At 70.1% G+C, this 16,654-nt stretch carries 13 protein-coding genes; 7 read left to right on the top strand and 6 right to left on the bottom strand.

What is annotated here, in order from left to right; translation table 11 throughout:
* Positions 1-162: 162 nt before the first annotated feature.
* The 6 genes from DV20_RS06805 to DV20_RS06830 are packed head-to-tail and all read left to right on the top strand — an operon-like array spanning position 163 to position 7,029.
* On the top strand, positions 163-1,887 hold the full coding sequence (locus DV20_RS06805) for a non-ribosomal peptide synthetase (RefSeq protein ID WP_200876361.1): 1,725 nt from the start codon (positions 163-165) through the stop codon (positions 1,885-1,887).
* Positions 1,888-1,898: 11 nt separating this feature from the next.
* A complete protein-coding gene (locus DV20_RS06810; RefSeq protein ID WP_043777402.1) occupies positions 1,899-2,105 on the top strand; it encodes an MbtH family protein in 207 nt (68 codons plus the stop codon).
* A gap of 52 nt (positions 2,106-2,157) precedes the next feature.
* On the top strand, positions 2,158-3,210 hold the full coding sequence (gene hppD, locus DV20_RS06815; protein ID WP_043777404.1) for a 4-hydroxyphenylpyruvate dioxygenase: 1,053 nt from the start codon (positions 2,158-2,160) through the stop codon (positions 3,208-3,210).
* Between the two features lie 36 nt (positions 3,211-3,246).
* The gene (locus DV20_RS06820; RefSeq protein ID WP_043777405.1) at positions 3,247-4,611 is read left to right on the top strand and encodes a condensation domain-containing protein; all 1,365 of its coding nucleotides are present in this window, start codon (positions 3,247-3,249) and stop codon (positions 4,609-4,611) included.
* Between the two features lie 59 nt (positions 4,612-4,670).
* Positions 4,671-5,900: an NAD(P)/FAD-dependent oxidoreductase gene (locus tag DV20_RS06825; protein ID WP_043777407.1), complete on the top strand. Its 1,230-nt coding sequence runs from the start codon at positions 4,671-4,673 to the stop codon at positions 5,898-5,900.
* 19 nt (positions 5,901-5,919) lie between these two features.
* Complete coding sequence (locus DV20_RS06830; protein ID WP_051735817.1) at positions 5,920-7,029, top strand: hypothetical protein; 1,110 nt, start codon at positions 5,920-5,922, stop codon at positions 7,027-7,029.
* Positions 7,030-7,282: 253 nt separating this feature from the next.
* Here DV20_RS06830 and DV20_RS06835 read toward each other — a convergent pair whose 3' ends face one another.
* From DV20_RS06835 to DV20_RS06845, 3 genes are all read right to left on the bottom strand, one after another.
* Positions 7,283-8,512 carry a cytochrome P450 family protein gene (locus DV20_RS06835; protein ID WP_043777408.1) on the bottom strand — a complete coding sequence of 410 codons (1,230 nt, stop codon included), beginning with the start codon at positions 8,510-8,512 and terminating at the stop codon, positions 7,283-7,285.
* 130 nt (positions 8,513-8,642) lie between these two features.
* Positions 8,643-10,181 (bottom strand): 4-hydroxyphenylacetate 3-hydroxylase family protein, encoded by a 1,539-nt coding sequence (locus DV20_RS06840; protein ID WP_051735818.1) that lies wholly within the window; start codon positions 10,179-10,181, stop codon positions 8,643-8,645.
* A gap of 20 nt (positions 10,182-10,201) precedes the next feature.
* Positions 10,202-10,870 (bottom strand): O-methyltransferase, encoded by a 669-nt coding sequence (locus DV20_RS06845; protein ID WP_051735819.1) that lies wholly within the window; start codon positions 10,868-10,870, stop codon positions 10,202-10,204.
* 305 nt (positions 10,871-11,175) lie between these two features.
* On the opposite strand from DV20_RS06845, the gene DV20_RS06850 reads away from it, so the two are divergent.
* Positions 11,176-12,624, top strand: a complete 1,449-nt coding sequence (locus DV20_RS06850) for a nucleotide disphospho-sugar-binding domain-containing protein (protein ID WP_043777410.1) — start codon at positions 11,176-11,178, stop codon at positions 12,622-12,624.
* 130 nt (positions 12,625-12,754) lie between these two features.
* Here DV20_RS06850 and DV20_RS06855 read toward each other — a convergent pair whose 3' ends face one another.
* Genes DV20_RS06855 through DV20_RS06865 form a run of 3 tightly spaced genes read right to left on the bottom strand, consistent with a single transcriptional unit; the run spans position 12,755 to position 16,398 of the window.
* Positions 12,755-14,002: a class I SAM-dependent methyltransferase gene (locus DV20_RS06855; protein WP_235190727.1), complete on the bottom strand. Its 1,248-nt coding sequence runs from the start codon at positions 14,000-14,002 to the stop codon at positions 12,755-12,757.
* Positions 14,003-14,008: 6 nt separating this feature from the next.
* A complete protein-coding gene (locus DV20_RS06860) occupies positions 14,009-14,995 on the bottom strand; it encodes an NAD-dependent epimerase/dehydratase family protein (protein ID WP_043777412.1) in 987 nt (328 codons plus the stop codon).
* Positions 14,992-16,398 (bottom strand): nucleotide sugar dehydrogenase, encoded by a 1,407-nt coding sequence (locus DV20_RS06865; protein WP_051735820.1) that lies wholly within the window; start codon positions 16,396-16,398, stop codon positions 14,992-14,994. The genes DV20_RS06860 and DV20_RS06865 overlap by 4 nt, the downstream gene beginning before the upstream one ends.
* Positions 16,399-16,654 lie beyond the last annotated feature (256 nt).

The raw sequence follows: 16,654 nt of genomic DNA on the forward strand, positions 1-16,654 counted from the left end.
CGCGGCGGACAGCCGCGGCCCCGCCACCCTGCCCGGAATACCCCGGATTCTCCTTGCCTGCCAAGGGATCCAAGCCCGCAAAGACGGAGACGTGGCCCGCCGCGCCCGTGGTTAGCGTCGGAACCGGCGCTGCAGGAATTCGAGGAAATTGGAGTGGTGATCATGGCCCGGTCCGTTCATGAGGCGTTCTCCGCGCAGGCCGCCCGAACCCCCGACGCGGTGGCGGTGTCCGGCCCGGACCGCACGCTGACGTACCGGGAACTCGACGAGCGGGCCAACCGGCTCGCGCACCGCCTCGCCGCCCTCGGCGCCGGCCCGGACATTCCGGTCGCCGTGCTGCTCGAGCGCAGCGCCGACGTGGTCGTCACCTTCCTGGCCGCGCTCAAGGCCGGCTCCTTCTACCAGCCGATCCACTCGGCCTACCCGGCCGATCGCCGCCAGTGGATCATCGACCACTCGAAGGCCACGATCCTCGTCACGGACGAGGCGTCGAAGGGCCGCGGGATCCCGTCGGTCGCCGACGTCGTGCTGGCCTCCGAAGACCTCTCGGAGCAGCCCGGCACCGCGCCCGCGGTCGCACTGGACGAGAACGCCCCGGCGTACGTCATGTACACCTCGGGCTCCACGGGCGAGCCGAAGGGCGTGGCCGTGCGCCACACCGACGCGCTGGCACTGGCGCTGGACTCCACCTGGGACAGCGGCCACCACGAGCGGGTCCTGCTCATCGCGCCGCACGCGTTCAACGTGTCGACCTACGAGATCTGGGTGCCGCTGCTGCACGGCGGCACGGTGGTCGTCGCCCCCGAGGGCAAGCTCGACATCCCGTCCCTCGGCGCGCTGCTGACCGAGCACGCGATCACCGGCGTGCACCTCACGGCCGGGCTGTTCCGGGTCGTGGCCGAGGAGGCGCCGGAGAGCCTCGCCGGCGTCCGCGAGGTCCTCACGGGCGGCGACGTGATCGCGCCCACCGCGGTCGCCCGCGTGCTCGAGGTCAACCCCGGCCTGGTCGTGCGGGCCATGTACGGCGCGACCGAAGGCACGGTGTTCAGCACCACCTCCGCGATCACCGCGCCCTACACGCCGGGCCCGGTGGTCCCCGTCGGCCGCGCGATGGACGGCGTCGAGCTGTACGTGCTCGACGAGCGGCTCGACCCGGTGCCCGACGGCACCGTCGGCGAGCTCTACTTCGGCGGGGTCGGCGTCGCCCTCGGGTACGCCGGGCGCCCGGACCTGACCGGCGAGCGCTTCGTCGCCAGCCCCTTCGGCGCCCCGGGCTCCCGCCTGTACCGCACCGGCGACCTGGTGCGCCGCACCACCGCCGGCGAGATCGAGTTCGTCGGCCGCGCCACCGACCAGGTGAAGATCCTGGGTTTCCGGGTCGAGCTGGCCGAGATCGAAGCCGCGATCTCCGGGCACCCCGGCCTGTCCGACGTCGCCGTCGTCGCCCGCGAGGTCAAGGCCGGTGACGTCCGGCTGGTCGCCTACCTGGTCGCCGAGGACGGCGAGCCGGACACCGGCGCCATCCGCGAGCGCGTCCGCGCCCGCCTGCCCGAGTACATGCTGCCCGCGGCGTTCGTGGTCGTCGAGCGGCTGCCGCTGACGGCCAACGGCAAGCTCGACCGGGCCGCGCTGCCGCAGCCGGAGTTCGAGACCGCGGGCGCGTCCCGCGCGCCGAGCGGCCCCAAGGAGGAGGCGCTCTGCCGCGCGTTCTCGGAGGTGCTCGGGGTCGAGGAGGTCGGCGTCGACGACAGCTTCTTCGACCTGGGTGGCCACTCGCTGCTGGCGATGCGCCTGCTCAACCGGATCCGCGCCGAGCTGGGTGTGGAACTGAAGATCAACACGCTCTTCGACACTCCGACCGTGGCCGGCCTGGCCCAGGTGCTCTGAGGGAGACCGAGATGACCAACCCCTTCGACGACCCGGACAAGAACTACACCGTCCTGGTGAACGCCGCGGGCGAGCACTCGCTGTGGCCGTCCGGCATCCCCGTCCCCGCGGGCTGGGAGGTCGTGCACGGCCCGCGCGGCCGCGTGTCCTGCCTGGACTACATCGCCGAGAACTGGCGCGACCTGCGGCCGAACCCGGCCGCCCGCCGCGCGGCCTGACCCCCGGACGCCGCCCACCGCGCTCTTTCGCCACAGAGGAAAGAAGGTTCCCATGGCCACCCCGAATCCGTCGGCGCTCGACGGCCTCGAGCTGGACTACGTCCGTTTCTACGTCGGCAGTCTCGACACGGCACGGGACTGGCTGGTTCGCGGGTACGGGCTCGGCGAGCGGCAGCTGGACGACGCCGGGCCGGACTGGGCCTCGGTCCGCTCGGTCGAGATCGGCGCGAACGACGTCCGGTTCATCTTCAGCGAACCCCTGGTCGAGGACCACCCCGGTACGGCCTACGTCGACCACCACGGCGACGGCGTCTCGGACATCGCGTTGCGGGTGAGCGACGCGAAGGCGGCGTTCGAGGCGGCCGTCGCCCGTGGCGCCCGTCCGGTCGCCGCGCCGACCAGTGCCGGCGGCGTCGTCACGGCCAGCATCATGGGCTTCGGCGACACGCTGCACACCTTCGTCGAATACCCCGGTGGCGCGCCGTCGCCGATCGTGGCGAACGCCGAGGAACCCGGTGCCCTGCTGGAGATCGACCACTTCGCGGTGTGCGTGGAGAGCGGCCACCTCGACGCCACGGTCGACTTCTACCGGGACGTGCTCGGCTTCGAGCTGATCTTCGACGAGACCATCGCGGTCGGCGCGCAGGCGATGACCACGAAGGTGGTGCAGAGCAAGTCCGGCAGCGTCACGTTCACCCTGATCGAGCCGGACACCTCGAAGGAGCCCGGCCACATCGACGACTTCCTCAAGGACCACGGCGGCGCGGGCGTGCAGCACATCGCCTTCTCCACCAACGGGATCATCGAGGCGGTCGACCTGCTGCGCGACCGGGGCGTCGAGTTCATGGGCACCCCCGACTCCTACTACGCGGACCTGCTGCAGCGCGTGGCGCCGGAGCAGTACTCGGTGGCGAACCTGCGCGACCAGCAGGTGCTCGTCGACGAGGACCACGACGGCCAGCTGTACCAGATCTTCGCCCGGTCCGTGCACCCCCGGAACACGATCTTCCTGGAGCTGATCGAGCGGCTCGGGGCCCGCGGGTTCGGCAGCGGCAACATCACCGCGCTGTACCAGGCCGCCGAGCGCCAGCGCGACCACTCCTGACCCCGCCCGCTCGCGCCGTTACGAAGGGAACCCGCGATGAGCATCTCCGAGGCCGGCGCCACGGCCGGCCGCTACCCGCTGTCGGCCAACCTCGGTCTGCTGTGCATCTTCGACAAGGGCGAGACGGACGGCGCGTTCGGGCCGCGGCACCTGGTCATCCACGGCTGGCGGGTGCGCGGCGAACTGGACCTGGCCGCGCTGCGGGGCGCGCTCGACGACGTCGTCGAGCGGCACGAAATCCTGCGCACGGAAATCGTCCGCGACTCCGGCGAGCAGTACCAGCGCGTGCACCCGCCCTGCTCGCCGGAGCTGGTGCTGCACGACATCACCGACGACGGGCGGCCGCGCGACGAGCAGGTCGACGACTTCGTCAACACGATCGAGGCGGGCCGGCTCGGCGCCGACGTGCTGCCGCACCTGCGTGCCGAGCTCGGCCGCTTCGACGACCGCGACGGGGTGCTGGTGCTCATCGTGCACCACACCGCCGGCGACGGCTGGTCCCTGCACGTGCTGATCCACGAACTGGCCGTCAGCTACGCGCGGCGCCGCGGGTTCGAGGTGCCTGCCCTGCCGGAGGCCCGCCAGTACGGGGAGTTCTCCGTGTGGCAGATCGACGACCTGGCCAGTGCCCAGTCCGAGGCGTCGCGCGAATACTGGGGCGCCAAGCTGCGCGGCGGGCGCATGCTCGACATCAAGGCCGACCGCACGCTCGCCCCGGACACCGCGGCCGTCTACGCGGTCGAGCGGTTCCTGCTCGACGCCGAGCTGACGCGGGGCACGATCGAGCTCGCGCGGGTGATGCACTGCTCGCCGTTCATGGTCCTGCTGGCCGCCTTCAACGCGCTGCTGGCGCGGATGTCGGGGGCCACCGACCTGGTCGTGCCGATCATCACCTCCGGGCGCACCGACCAGTCGTTCCTCGAAACCGTCGGGCCGTTCTTCAACCTGGTCCCGCTCCGGACCGACATCGAGGGCTGCCGCACCTTCTCCGAGCTGGTGCTGCGGATCCGGGCGACCTGCCTGGAGGCCTACGCGCACGAGCTGCCCTTCAGCGAGGTCGTCGCGCAGGCGCCGGAGATCAACAAGACCTACGAGCGGGACGACAACGCCGTCTGCGCGATCCAGGTGCTGCAGTTCCCGGGCATGACCGACGCCGAGACCGTCGGCGACGTCGAGTACGCCGAGGTCCGCAAGCGCACCAAGGCGTGCCAGGACACCTCGGACATCCCCAACGGTGTGCTGTGGGCGCTCGACATCCTGGCCGACGGCGAGATCGCCGGCACCGCTCGCTACAACACCGAGCAGTTCGACCGGGAGACGACGGTCCGGATGATCGAGGACTACCGCGGGATCCTCGCCTCCGGCCTGGCCGACCCCAACCGTCCACTGTGGGCACTCTGACGCACGGTCTTTCCCGTACCCCAGCATCAGCAGCGGCGATCTCGAGGAGGAAGGCGCACATGAGCGCAACGGAAGAGGACTACGACGTCGTCGTCATCGGCGGGGGACCGGGTGGCGCGGCGACGGCCGGGCTGCTGGCCGGCATGGGGCACAAGGTGCTGGTGCTCGAGCGTGAGAAGTTCCCGCGCTACCACATCGGCGAGTCCCTGATCACCGGTGCCCTGCCCACCCTGGACGACCTGGGGCTGATCAAGCGCCTGGACGCCATGGGCTTCACCAGGAAGTACGGCGGCACGCTGCTGTGGGGCAAGAACCAGGGCACCTGGGGCTTCCGGTTCACCGAGTCGGCGCTCTACGACTACGCCTACCAGGTCCGCCGCGCCGACTTCGACGCGCTCGTGCTGGGCCGGGCCCGTGAGCTGGGCGCGAAGGTGCTCGAAGAGGTCACCGTCCGCGAGCCCCTCTTCGACGGCGAGCGCATGGTCGGCGTCTCCTACGCCGAGAAGGGCAGCAAGGAGACGAAGGAGGCGCACGCGAAGTTCGTGATCGACGCCTCGGGCCAGACTCACATGCTGGCCAAGCACTTCGACTCCGTCGTCTGGCACGACGACCTGCGCAACATCGCCACCTGGACGTACTGGCAGGGCTGCAACCTCTACAGCGGCACCAAGGCCGGCGACATCATCTCGGAGAACCGCCCCACCGGCTGGTTCTGGTTCATCCCGCTCCACGACGGCACGGTCAGCGTCGGCTACGTGACGCCGCTGGAGGAGTACCAGAAGTCCGGCAAGTCGCTGGAGGAGCTGTACTTCGAGGAGCTCGGCAAGACCGAAGAGGTCAGCACCCTGGTCAAGGGCGCGACCCGGGCGAGCGGGTTCCGCAACATCAAGGACTGGTCCTACACGGCCGAGCGCTTCCACGGCCCGGGCTGGGCGCTGGTCGGCGACGCCGCCGCGTTCGTCGACCCGCTGCTGTCCACCGGGGTCACGCTGGCCCTGCGCGGGGCGCGGGCACTGGCCGACGCGATCGACGGCGTGCTGCACGACCCGTCGGTCGAGGACGAGCTGCTCGGCCTGTACGAGGAGAGCTACCGGACCTTCCTCGACTCCGTCCTGGACTTCGTGCGGTTCTTCTACGACCGCACGAAGAACAAGGAGGACTACTGGAACAAGGCCCAGGAGCAGATCGACCCGCAGAAACTGCGGCCGCGCGAGACCGACTTCGCGACCATGCTTTCGGGCCTGACCGGGATCAACGACATCTTCCAGCAGCGCCGGCGCGCGGCGTAGCGGCTTAGGAGAGCACGAAATGACCGAACACGAAATCCTCGCGCCGCAGGGGAGAGGCCTGACCTACCGCGGCGTCGCCTACGACTGCGGGTCCAACCACGAGACGGGCCAGGGCCACAACTCGCGCATGGTGTGGAACGACGACATCATGCGCACCGAGATCGACTCGATCGCCGACGGGCTCAAGGCCAACTCGGTGACGATCTACGGCACCCTGTTCGACCGCCTCGAAGCCACCACGGCGCACGCGGTCGAGCGCGGCCTGCACGTGTGGCTGCAGCCGCGGCTGATGGACGGCGAGCAGCCGGACGTGCTGGAGCACATCGCCGAGACCGCCCGCCTGGGCGAGAAGTTCCGCAAGCAGGGCGCGGACATCCACGTCAGCGTCGGGTGCACGCACGCGATCCAGACCATGGGGATCATGCCCGGCGAGTTCTACCACAACCGGATGGGCAACGCCTTCCCCGACTCCGAGCACCACTTCCTGCGCCCGGTCGGCCCGATCGACCACGACGACGTCGAGCTGAAGCTCAACACGTTCCTGGGCCAGGCGGTCAAGGTCGCGCGGGCGAACTTCAGCGGTGGCATCACCTACTCGGCCGGCTCGTTCGAGCGGGTCGACTGGACGCCGTTCGACTACATCGGCATCACGGACTACTTCCACGCGAAGCCGAGCCGTTCGGCGTACATCGCCGAGCTGGACGCCTACCGCAAGTGGGGCAAGCCGATCATGATCGCCGAGTACGGCACCTTCACCTACGCGGGCGCGTCGGAGAAGGGCCTGCTGGGCTTCGACATCGTCGACCGCACGGTCGAGCCGCCGCGCGTGTTCGACGGCTTCGTCCGCGACGAGCAGGCCCAGGCCGACTTCCACCTGGACCGGCTGCGCCTGTACGACGAGTTCGGCATCTACAGCGTCGCGGTGACGGAGTTCGTCCACCCGACGCACCCGCACTCCGAGGACCCGCAGTGGGACCTGGACACCGCGAGCATGACGATCACGAAGACCATCCGCGACGACTACTTCGACCACTTCTCGACCTACCGGATCGAGCCGAAGGAGTCGTACAAGGCGATCGCCCGCTACTACGAGGCGGTCACCGAGCGGGAACGCCGCGCCGCGGCCTGACCTGGGGGCACACCAGAGCCGCCTCGCGCACCCGCGCGAGGCGGCTCTCTTTCGTGATGCCCGTCCAGTCACGCGTGTCGCCTCTCCAGTCACGCGTGTCGCCTCTCCAGTCACGCGTGTCGTCCGTCCAGTCACGCGTGTCGTCCGTCCAGGTACGCGAGTCGTCCCTTCAGGTACGCGAGCCGTCCGCCCCCCCCGCGCACGAAAGAGCCCCGGGCCGGCGAACCGGACCCGGGGCTCGGGAGCTGCGAACCTAAGCCGCCGCGGCGGCGGAGGCCTCCGTGAAGCGGATCGGGAGCTCGTTGAGGCGGTGGACGAAGTAGCTGGGCTTCCAGCCGAGGTCGCCCTCCGGGATCGCCAGCTGGATGTCCGAGAACCGGGCCAGCAGGCTCTTGAAGAAGATCTCGCCCTCCAGCCGGGCCAGCGGCGCGCCGAGGCAGAAGTGGATGCCGTGGCTGAACGCCAGGTGCGGCGTCTGGCGCTCCAGGTCGAACTTGCCGGGCTCCGGGAAGTCCCGCGCGTCGTAGTTCGTCGCCGTCAGGGAGATGGCCACGTGCTCGCCCGGCTGGACGACGACGTCGCCGATGGTCACCTCGGCCTTGGCGAAGTGGTAGGTCACCGTGACCACCGGCGGGTCGACGCGCAGGATCTCTTCGATCGCCTTGGGCACCAGGTCCGGGTTCGCCCGCAGCGCGGCCAGCTGCTCCGGGTTGCGCAGCAGCGCGAGGATGCCGTTGGCGATCATGTTGACCGCCGTCTCGACCGAGCCGATCAGCATCAGGAAGATGTTGGACCGCAGCTCGATGTCCGACAGGGTCGCGTTGCCCTCCTGGCCGGACAGGATCGCCGAGATCATGTCCTCGCCGCCGGTCTCCTTGCGCTGCGCGATCAGCTTCGTCAGGTAGTCGTCGAACCAGCGGCCGGCCTGGAAGATGTCGTTCTGGTCGGTGACCTCGCCGAGCCCGGTGACGATCCCGCAGTACTCGCGGAACTCCGCGCGGTCCGACATCGGGACGCCGAACCACTCGCAGATGACCTCGTTGGGCAGCGGGATGGCGAGGTCCTCGACGACCTCCGCGGTGCCGGCCGCGGCGATGCCGTCCAGCAGCCGGTCGGTGATCTGCTGCACCCGCGGGCGCAGGTTCTCCATGTACCGCGGGGTGAACGCCTGCGACACGAGCTTCTTCATCCGCGTGTGGTCCGGCCGGTCGTTGAAGACCATGGAGTGGCGAAAGAAGTCGTCGTTGTAGAGCGCCAGGTACGGCTTGAGCGTCGGGTCGGCGACCTTGTCGCTGCGCGCGAGGCGCGGGTCGGACAGGGCCCGCCGCGCTTCGCGGTAGCCGGTGACGAGCCACGCCGGCATGCCGTCGGGCATCGACACCTTGTGGATCGGGCTGTCGGTGCCGAGCTTGGCGAGCAGCTGCGGCGGGTTGGTCAGTTCCGTCGCCTCGAGCGGCACGCGAGGGGCGTCTTCTGCGGACATCACTCACTCCTCAAAGTTCTTCTCGGCCGAACCGCCGCGGTACCCCAGGACGGCCGCGGTCGCCGGCCCTCATTCCCCGGCTTCATCTTCGTTGCGTCCCCGGCCACGGACACCTCGCGTCTTGCCCAGTTCACCGGTGCATGTCCGGCACGGTCCAGCCGTCGAGGTCGTACTCGTCGAGACAGGTGTCGACGAACCGCTTGTAGTCGTCGACCTGCCCGGAGGCGACCTGGCCGAACAGCAGCTCGATGCGGGTGTTCTCGTGGCTGCCGGCGTAGTTGCGCTCGTAGAGCTCGTGCCGGCCGCCGAACTCCGTGCCCACCGAGTCCCACAGCAGCTTCATCACCTTGACGCGGGTTTCGGCGTCGATGCCGTTCGACCCGCGGACGTAGGTGTCGAGGTAGGAGCGGATCTCGGGGTTCTTGAAGTCCTCGGCGCTGGAGTTGATGTAGATCAGCGCGCTCGCGACGTCCTGCAGCACGATCTCGCGGATCCGCGCGTAGCCGACCTGCGTGAACCAGCGGTAGGCCTGGCCGTACTGCGGGTTCGGCAGCAGGGCGCCGTCCCGCCACGGCACCGGGTTGCGGGCCGCGGCGTCCGAGAGACCCCAGAACAGGTTGCGCCACGCGAGAACCTCGCCGAGGCGGGTCTGCACGCCGCGGAAGTCTTCGGTGCCGGTGATCTCGAGCGCCTTGGCCAGCAGCCCCGCGATGAACTCGAGCTTCACCGCCAGCCGGGTGCAGCCCTGGAAGGTGGAGCGCTCGATGAACCCGGACTGCCCGGTGAACGTCTGCACCTTGCCGAGGTCCCCGTAGATGAAGACGTTCTCCCACGGGATGAGGACCTTGTCCAGCACCAGGATCGTGTCGTTCTCGTCCAGCCGCGAGGACAGCGGGTAGTCGAACGGCGAACCGACCGAGTTCGCCATCGCCGTGTACGACGGGCGGCAGATCAGCTTCATCCCCTTGGCGTCCATGGGAATCGTGGCCACGAGCGCGAACTCGCGGCGCTTGATCGGCAGGCCGTAGTGGGCGATGAAGTTGTAGTGCGTCAGCGCCGACCCGGTCGCGACGACCTTGGCGCCGCTCACGACCAGGCCCGAGTCCGTCTCCTTCTCCACGTGCACGAAGACGTCGCGGACCTCGTCCGGCGGCCGCTTGCGGTCGACCGGCGGGTGCACCAGCGCGTGGTTCCAGTACAGGACCTTCTCCTGCGACTCCTTGTACCAGCGCTTGGCGTTCTCCTCGAACGGCGCGTAGAACTCGGAGTTCGCGCCCAGCGTGCCGAGGAACGACGCCTTGTAGTCCGGGCTGCGGCCCATCCAGCCGTAGCTCATCCGCGCCCACGTCGCGATCGCCTTCTGGTCGGCGATCATGTCCTCGACGCTGTGCGGGGTGCGGAAGAACCGGTGGGTGTAGCCGCCGCTGCCGGTGTCGGTCGGCGCGGTGAGCACGTCCTTGTACTTCGGGTCGTGCAACGCGTCGTACAGGCGCGCGGTCATCCGGATCGGGTTGCGGAACGCCGGGTGCTCGGTGACGTCCTTGACGCGCTCGCCGTTGATGTAGACCTCGCGGTCGTCGCGCAGGCTTTCGATGTACTCGGCACCGGTCAGCGGCCGGGCCGGACGGCTCGCCTCGGCCGGGCCGGGGCCGTCCGGGTGTTCGCTCATGGCCACTTCCCCCTGTCCGTTCACTTCTTGCGGGCGAGCGTGACGCCGTCGGCGATGGGCAGCATCACGGTTTCGAACCGCTCGTCCACGGCGAGCTTGGCGTTGACCCCGGCGACGACTTCGGCGGCGTAGCGCGGAAGGTCCTCTTCGACGTCCTCGGGTGCCGCGACGCTGCCGTGCAGCAGCACGTTGTCGAGGATCAGCAGGCCGCCCGAGCGCAGCATCGGCGTCACCGCGTCGATGTAGTACGGGTAGGACGTCTTGTCGGCGTCGATGAACACGAGGTCCGCTTCGCCTTCGCCGACCAGGCCGGGCAGGGTCTTGCGACCGGGGCCGAGCTTGAACTCGATCCGGTCGGCGACGCCGGCCATTTCCCAGTGCTTGCGGGCGATGCCGACCCAGTCCTCGGTGACGTCGCAGGTGATCACGCGGCCGCCCGGGGCGAGCCCGCGCGCGAAGGCCAAAGAGGACAGTCCGGTGAACGTCCCGACGTCGATGACCGTCTTCGGCGCGACCAGCTTCGCGATCAGGTGCAGGAAGCCGGCCTGTTCGATCGGCGTCAGCATCTCGGCGAGTTCGCCGACCTTCGCGGTGTCCTCGATCAGGCTGCTCACCACCGCGTCGGGTGGCGTGCACGAACTGACCACGTAGGCGATCGTCTTCTCGTCCAGGAAACTGAACGTACTCATGCGTCCTCCACGACGGCGCGCGATCCGGCCGGATTCCGGTGGGCAGACGCCAAGTATCGGCGCGGTGCCGGGACACTGCGTCTCCTCGTTTGCACTGCGCACGGGCCCACCGCACGGCGGGAGATGCGCCGCCGCGGGCGGGACGACGATCCTCGCTGTAGTCAGGATTTCCGCGCCGGAACGGCGTCGTGCGTGCCGTCGTCACGGTGCTCCGCGGCGCGTGCGGACCGCGGCAGGCCCGAGCCGCCCCGGATGCGCCTGACTCCCACCGACGACGACACCTCATCCGGAGTCGAGGAGATTCGATGCGAGTCCTGTTCACCGTCTATCCGAACTCACTGGCGCACCTCTACCCGGTGGTCCCGCTCGCGTGGGCGTTGCAGAGCGCCGGCCACGAGGTCCGCATCGCCGCGCACCACAGCTCGGCGGAGCTGATCACCAAGACGGGCCTGACCCCGGTGCTGCTCGGCGACCCGGACCAGCCGCCGGTGCGGCTGACCGACGACTGCGCCCCGCCGCACCACCAGGACATCGTGAACCGCTACGCCGACGTGATGGGCCTGTCGCCCGAGGGCCGCGAGCACTGGATCGTGTTCTATCAGTGGCTGATGCAGCCGACGTCGGACTACGTGCGGCTCGACCGCTCCGAGGCCGAGGACCTGATCGAGTTCGCGAGGGTCTGGAAGCCGGACCTGATCTCGTGGGACGCCACCATCCCGGCCGCCGCGGTCGCGGCGAAGGTCTGCGGTGCGGCGCACACGCGGCTGCTGATCGGGCACGACATGTTCGGCTGGAGCCTGGACCGGCTCGCCGAGAACGAGTCCGCCCTCAAGGCGGCCGGCCTCGACCCGAACCCGCTGGCCACCCTGATCCGGCCGCTGGCCGCGAAGTACGGCTACGAGGTCGACGACGAGCTGCTCGTCGGGCAGTGGAGCATCGAGACCATGCTGGAGGGCCTGCGGCTGCCAACGAGCACGAAGAAGCTGCCGATGCGGCACGTCCCGTACGTCGACCCGGAGCCGTTCCCGAAGTGGCTCTACGAGCGTCCCGAGGCGACGCGCTGTGAGTGCTGCGGCCGCAAGAACCGCCGCCGCGTCGCGCTGTCGCTGGGGGAGTCCACCCGCCGGTTCATCAAGGGCGACTGGGACCGCGCGCCGAAGATCATCAAGGCCCTCGGCGAGCTCGACGACCTCGAGATCGTGGCGACGCTGGACAAGGCGCAGCTGGCCGACGTCGAGGAGATCCCGCCGAACGTCAAGGTCATCGACTGGGTCAACCTGCCGCACCTGCTCCCGACCTGCTCGGCCCTGATCCACCACGGCGGCATCGGCACGTACTCGTCGGCGGTGGCGCACAAGGTCCCGCAGCTGGTCTGCGACGTCGAGGGCGTGTCGCTGCTGATGCGCCTGGTCGAGGACGGCGACGTGAACAAGACCGGCACCTACCGCCTCGGCTGGGAGTTCGACGAGCGCGAAGAGGGCGCGCCCGACGCGGCCACCGCGCACTGGGAGCTGCCGGCGAAGAAGGTCGAGTCCACCGTGGTGTCGGACTTCGTCATCTCGACCGGCGCCGGCGTCCGCCTCGACCACCGCGCCACCACGGTCGAGGAGATCCGCGACCTGGTCTGGTCGGTGGCCACGAACCCGTGCTACCGCCACGCGGCGGCGGCCCTGCACGACGACTGGCTGGCGATGCCGTCCCCCAGCGACGTGATCCCGGACCTGGAGAAGCTGGTCGTCCAGCACCGCCGCTGACCCCCGCACCACCCGGAGGCCGCCGTCCCGCATCGGGACGGCGGCCTTCGCCGTTTCTCCGTGCAGCAACGAGTGCGGCAACGAAAAGGCCCCGCCGAGCGGACTCGGCGGGGCCTTCGCGCACCAGGCGTCAGAGCACCTCGACCTCCGGGACGAACCGGATCCACTTGCCGCCGGCCGCGCGGAAGGCCTGTTCGTTGGCCATGATCTCGGCCGCGTGGTTCCACGCGAACAGGACCGCGTAGTCCGGGTAGTCCTCCGAGAACGCCGACGGCGGCTTCACCGGCAGGTGCGAGCCCGGCAGCAGGTGGCCCTGCTTGCCCGGCGTCGAGTCGACGACGAACGGGATCAGGTCGGTCGTGATCCCGCAGTACGTGGTCACCGTCGAGCTCTTGCCCGGCGCGCCGTAGCCGACGACGGTCTTGCCCTGGGCCCGCAGGTGGGTGAGCAGCCCGACGAGGTCGTCGCGGATGCGCTCCACGTTCCGGCCGAACCGGGCGAAGGTCAGCGGCTCCGAGAGCTTGCCCGCCTCCTCCTCGGCGAGGAGCGCGTCCAGCGCGGCCGACTTCGTCCGCGCGCCCGGACGGGCGATGGTGTAGCGGACTTCGCCGCCGTGCATGGCGATGTGCTCGGCGTGGACGAGTTCGAAACCGAACCGCTCGGCCATCCGGCGCACCGAACCCGCGCTGAAGTAGAACACGTGCTCGTCGTAGATCTGGTCGAACGCCATGCCGTCGATGATCGTGCCGAGGTAGGGCTCCTCGAACACGAAGATGCCGTCCTCGGACAGCAGCGCGTCGATGCCGCGGAACAGCGATTCGACGTGCGCGATGTGGCAGATGGTGTTGGCGCCGAAGATGACGTCCGCGGCACCGTGCGCGCCGCGCACGGCGGTCGCGGTCTCCTCGTCGAAGAACGCCGAGAGGACCTGCACGCCCTTGGCCCTGGCCAGCTCCGCGACGTTCCCGGACGGCTCGACGCCCAGGTGCCGGACGCCCGCCTCGGCGATCGCCGACAGCATCACGCCGTCGTTGCAGCCGATCTCGACGATGAACGGGTCGCCGCCGGTGAGCTCGTTGGCGAGGAACCACTCGGCGTCGGCCCGGAAGTGCTTGCGGTGGCCCGCCGAACCGGAGGCCTGGTACCGGTAGCCGGCGTGGTAGCGCAGCTCCTGCGGCACCTCCTCCATCAGCTGCACCATGGTGCAGCTCTCGCAGGCCCCGACCGCGAGGCGGAAGCGGAACTCGCCGTCCACCTCGTGGGGGAGCAGGAAGCCGTTCGCCGTCGGCTGGTTGCCCAGGTCGACGAACTCCGCGACCTGGCCGCCGCACACCCGACACTTCGTACCCATGGACTGGCCCTCACTGTTGGTGGTCATGGATCCTCACTCCGCGCCGCTGTCGTCCTGGCCGAGCCACCAGTCCGCCCCGCGCGCCCACTCGACGGTCTTGACCAGGCCGTCGCGCAGCGCGGTTTCCGGCCGCCAGCCGAGGATGGCCTGCGCCTTGGCGTTGTTGGGCACGCGCCGCGGCAGGTCCTGGTACGACGCACCGAGCTTCTCGCCGGTGTCGACGTCGACGACGCCGGCCACGCCGGTGATCTCGCCGATCAGCCGGACGACCTCGCCGACCGTGGTCTCCACCATGCTGCCGATGTTGAACGCCTGGCCCGTCGATCCCGGGTGGTCCGCGGCGCGCAGGGTGCCCTCGATCGCGTCGTCGACGAAGGTGAAGCAGCGGGTCTGCCTGCCCTCGTCGTAGACCACCAGCGACCGCCGGTTGAGCGCGCGGTGGATGGACCGGCTGACGATGTAGGCGGGCCGCTGGCGCGGGCCGTAGACGTTGAAGTAGCGCACGATCGTCGCATCGAGCCCGCGCTGGCGGACGAAGGCGAAGGTCAGGTGCTCGGCCAGCGCCTTGCTGGAGGAGTAGGACCACCGGTCGTGCGACGTGCCGCCGAGCACCCGGTCGCCGTCCTCGTCCCACGGCACCGCCGGGTTCTTGCCGAACACCTCGCTGGTGCTGGCCAGCACGACCTTCGCGCCCGCTTCGAGCGCGAGGTCGAGGACGGACCGGGTGGCGGCGTAGTTGATGTCGATCACGTCGAGCGGGCGCGCGAGGTACTGGTCGACGCCGACGACCGCGGCGAGGTGGTAGACGACGTCGACGCCGGGCCGGATCACCTCCGCCAGTTTCGCGGTGTCCCGCAGGTCGCCGGTGACGTACCGGACGCCCTCGACCGGGAAGCGCGGCGCCACCGCGTCCAGGACGGTGACGCGGTCGCCGCGGTCGACCAGGCGCTCGACCAGGTGCGAGCCGACGAAACCGGTGCCACCGGTGACGACGGCGTGGCGGGCGGGGTGGGTGCTCATCGTCCGGTCTCCGTCCAGATCCGCTGCGCGCCTTCGTCCGGGCCGGGGATCGCGTCCCCGCGGCCGATGCCGCGGTAGACGTACCCGGCGGCACGCAGCTCGGCGATCTTTTCCTTGGGGTAGTAGGCCCGGCCGTCGAGGACCAGGCAGTTCTCCGCGACCGGCAGGGCGGCGAAGTCGAGGTCGTGGAAGTCGCGGTGCAGGGCGAGGATCGCCAGGCAGTCCGCGTCCCGCACGGCCTCTTCGAGGGTGGCCGACGGCCGGATGCCGAACAGTTCCTCGGCCGCGTCCGCGTCGACCAGCGGGTCGTACACGGACACGGTCAGCCCCGCCTTGGCGAGCGTCTTCACCGCGCCGACGGTCGGGGTGGCCCGCAGGTCACCGGTGTCGTTCTTGAACGCCAGGCCCAGCACGGCCACCTTGCTGCCGGTGGGGTTCTTGCCCTGGCGCACCAGCTCGTCGACGGCCAGCTGCGCGGTGTACTCGGGCATCCCGGCGTTGACCTCGCGCCCGGCCGGGGCGGTCCGGATCTGCAGCCCGAGCCGGTCGGCCGAGCGCCACACCATCCAGGGGTCCTTGGTCAGGCACGAGCCGCCGACACCCACGCTGGGGAGCAGGATGTTCACGTTGCCCGCGCCCTTGGGGATCGTGTTCGCCGCGCTGATCACGTCGAGCACGTCGACGCCGTAGAGCGCGCAGAACTTCGCGAGCTCGTTCGCCAGCGCGATGTTCAGGTCGATCCACCAGTTGCTGGCCAGCTTGACGATCTCGGCCGCTTCCAGCGAGTCGCGGGGGATCACCTCGACCCCGAGCGCGCGCTGCCAGAACGCCTCCGCGGCGGCCTCGCTGTCCGCGCCGAGCCCGCCGGCGACGATCGGGAAGGTCCGCAGCTCGCGCAGGGCGGTGCCCTCCGCGAGCCGTTCGGGGGTGAACGCCAGCCCGAAGTCGACGCCGCCGCTCAGGCCGCTCTCCTCCAGCAGCGGCAGCACGATGCCGCGCGTGGTGCCCGGGGGCACCGTGCTCTTGAGCACGATCAGCTGACCCGGCCGCAGGTGCTCGCTCAGCGCCCGGCAGGCGCCGCGCAGCTGCTCCTCGGCGAGGGAGCCGTCCTCGCGCACGGGGGTGCCGACCGAGATCAGCACGACGTCGGCGGAACCGGCCTCGGCGATGTCGGTGGTCACGCGCAGGTGCCCGTCGGCGAGGCCGCGGAAGATCAGTTCGGCGAGACCTTCTTCGGCGAACCGGCAGTGGCCGCGGGCGAGTTCGTCGACCAGCCGGGGATCGGTGTCGACGCCGACCACGTCGAACCCCCGGTCGGCCAGTGTCGCGGCGATGCACGAGCCGACATAGCCGAATCCGATCACCGCCACTCGGAGCTGGTCCTTGTCGGGCAGAAAACGCATTCGCGTCTCCAATCGAGTGATAATGCCTCCGGGGCCGGCTCGCGAGCCGGCTGCGGCACCGAGCGCGGGGTCCTGCACGAACTCGTCGGGGTGAACGCGCCGGACACGGCGGAGGCGGTTCTGCCGGTGGCCGGCCGGACCGCCGATCTCCCCAGCGACCATGGTCCGCGCGGGCCGCCGCCGCCCGCGTCTCCTCTGTTGCTTGTGGAGCACCGCCAGAGAAGCGCCGTCCGTCCGGCGGCGCTTATCGTGAGGC

The organism is Amycolatopsis rifamycinica (assembly GCF_000695625.1).
Lineage (GTDB): Bacteria > Actinomycetota > Actinomycetes > Mycobacteriales > Pseudonocardiaceae > Amycolatopsis > Amycolatopsis rifamycinica.

Bases quoted from the DNA above. Each gene is read 5' to 3' on its own strand.
- DV20_RS06805 (WP_200876361.1), top strand. From the start codon at position 163: ATGGCCCGGTCCGTTCATGAGGCGTTCTCCGCGCAGGCCGCCCGAACC.
- DV20_RS06810 (WP_043777402.1), top strand. From the start codon at position 1,899: ATGACCAACCCCTTCGACGACCCGGACAAGAACTACACCGTCCTGGTG.
- hppD (WP_043777404.1), top strand. From the start codon at position 2,158: ATGGCCACCCCGAATCCGTCGGCGCTCGACGGCCTCGAGCTGGACTAC.
- DV20_RS06820 (WP_043777405.1), top strand. From the start codon at position 3,247: ATGAGCATCTCCGAGGCCGGCGCCACGGCCGGCCGCTACCCGCTGTCG.
- DV20_RS06825 (WP_043777407.1), top strand. From the start codon at position 4,671: ATGAGCGCAACGGAAGAGGACTACGACGTCGTCGTCATCGGCGGGGGA.
- DV20_RS06830 (WP_051735817.1), top strand. From the start codon at position 5,920: ATGACCGAACACGAAATCCTCGCGCCGCAGGGGAGAGGCCTGACCTAC.
- DV20_RS06835 (WP_043777408.1), bottom strand. From the start codon at position 8,512: ATGTCCGCAGAAGACGCCCCTCGCGTGCCGCTCGAGGCGACGGAACTG.
- DV20_RS06840 (WP_051735818.1), bottom strand. From the start codon at position 10,181: ATGAGCGAACACCCGGACGGCCCCGGCCCGGCCGAGGCGAGCCGTCCG.
- DV20_RS06845 (WP_051735819.1), bottom strand. From the start codon at position 10,870: ATGAGTACGTTCAGTTTCCTGGACGAGAAGACGATCGCCTACGTGGTC.
- DV20_RS06850 (WP_043777410.1), top strand. From the start codon at position 11,176: ATGCGAGTCCTGTTCACCGTCTATCCGAACTCACTGGCGCACCTCTAC.
- DV20_RS06855 (WP_235190727.1), bottom strand. From the start codon at position 14,002: ATGACCACCAACAGTGAGGGCCAGTCCATGGGTACGAAGTGTCGGGTG.
- DV20_RS06860 (WP_043777412.1), bottom strand. From the start codon at position 14,995: ATGAGCACCCACCCCGCCCGCCACGCCGTCGTCACCGGTGGCACCGGT.
- DV20_RS06865 (WP_051735820.1), bottom strand. From the start codon at position 16,398: ATGCGTTTTCTGCCCGACAAGGACCAGCTCCGAGTGGCGGTGATCGGA.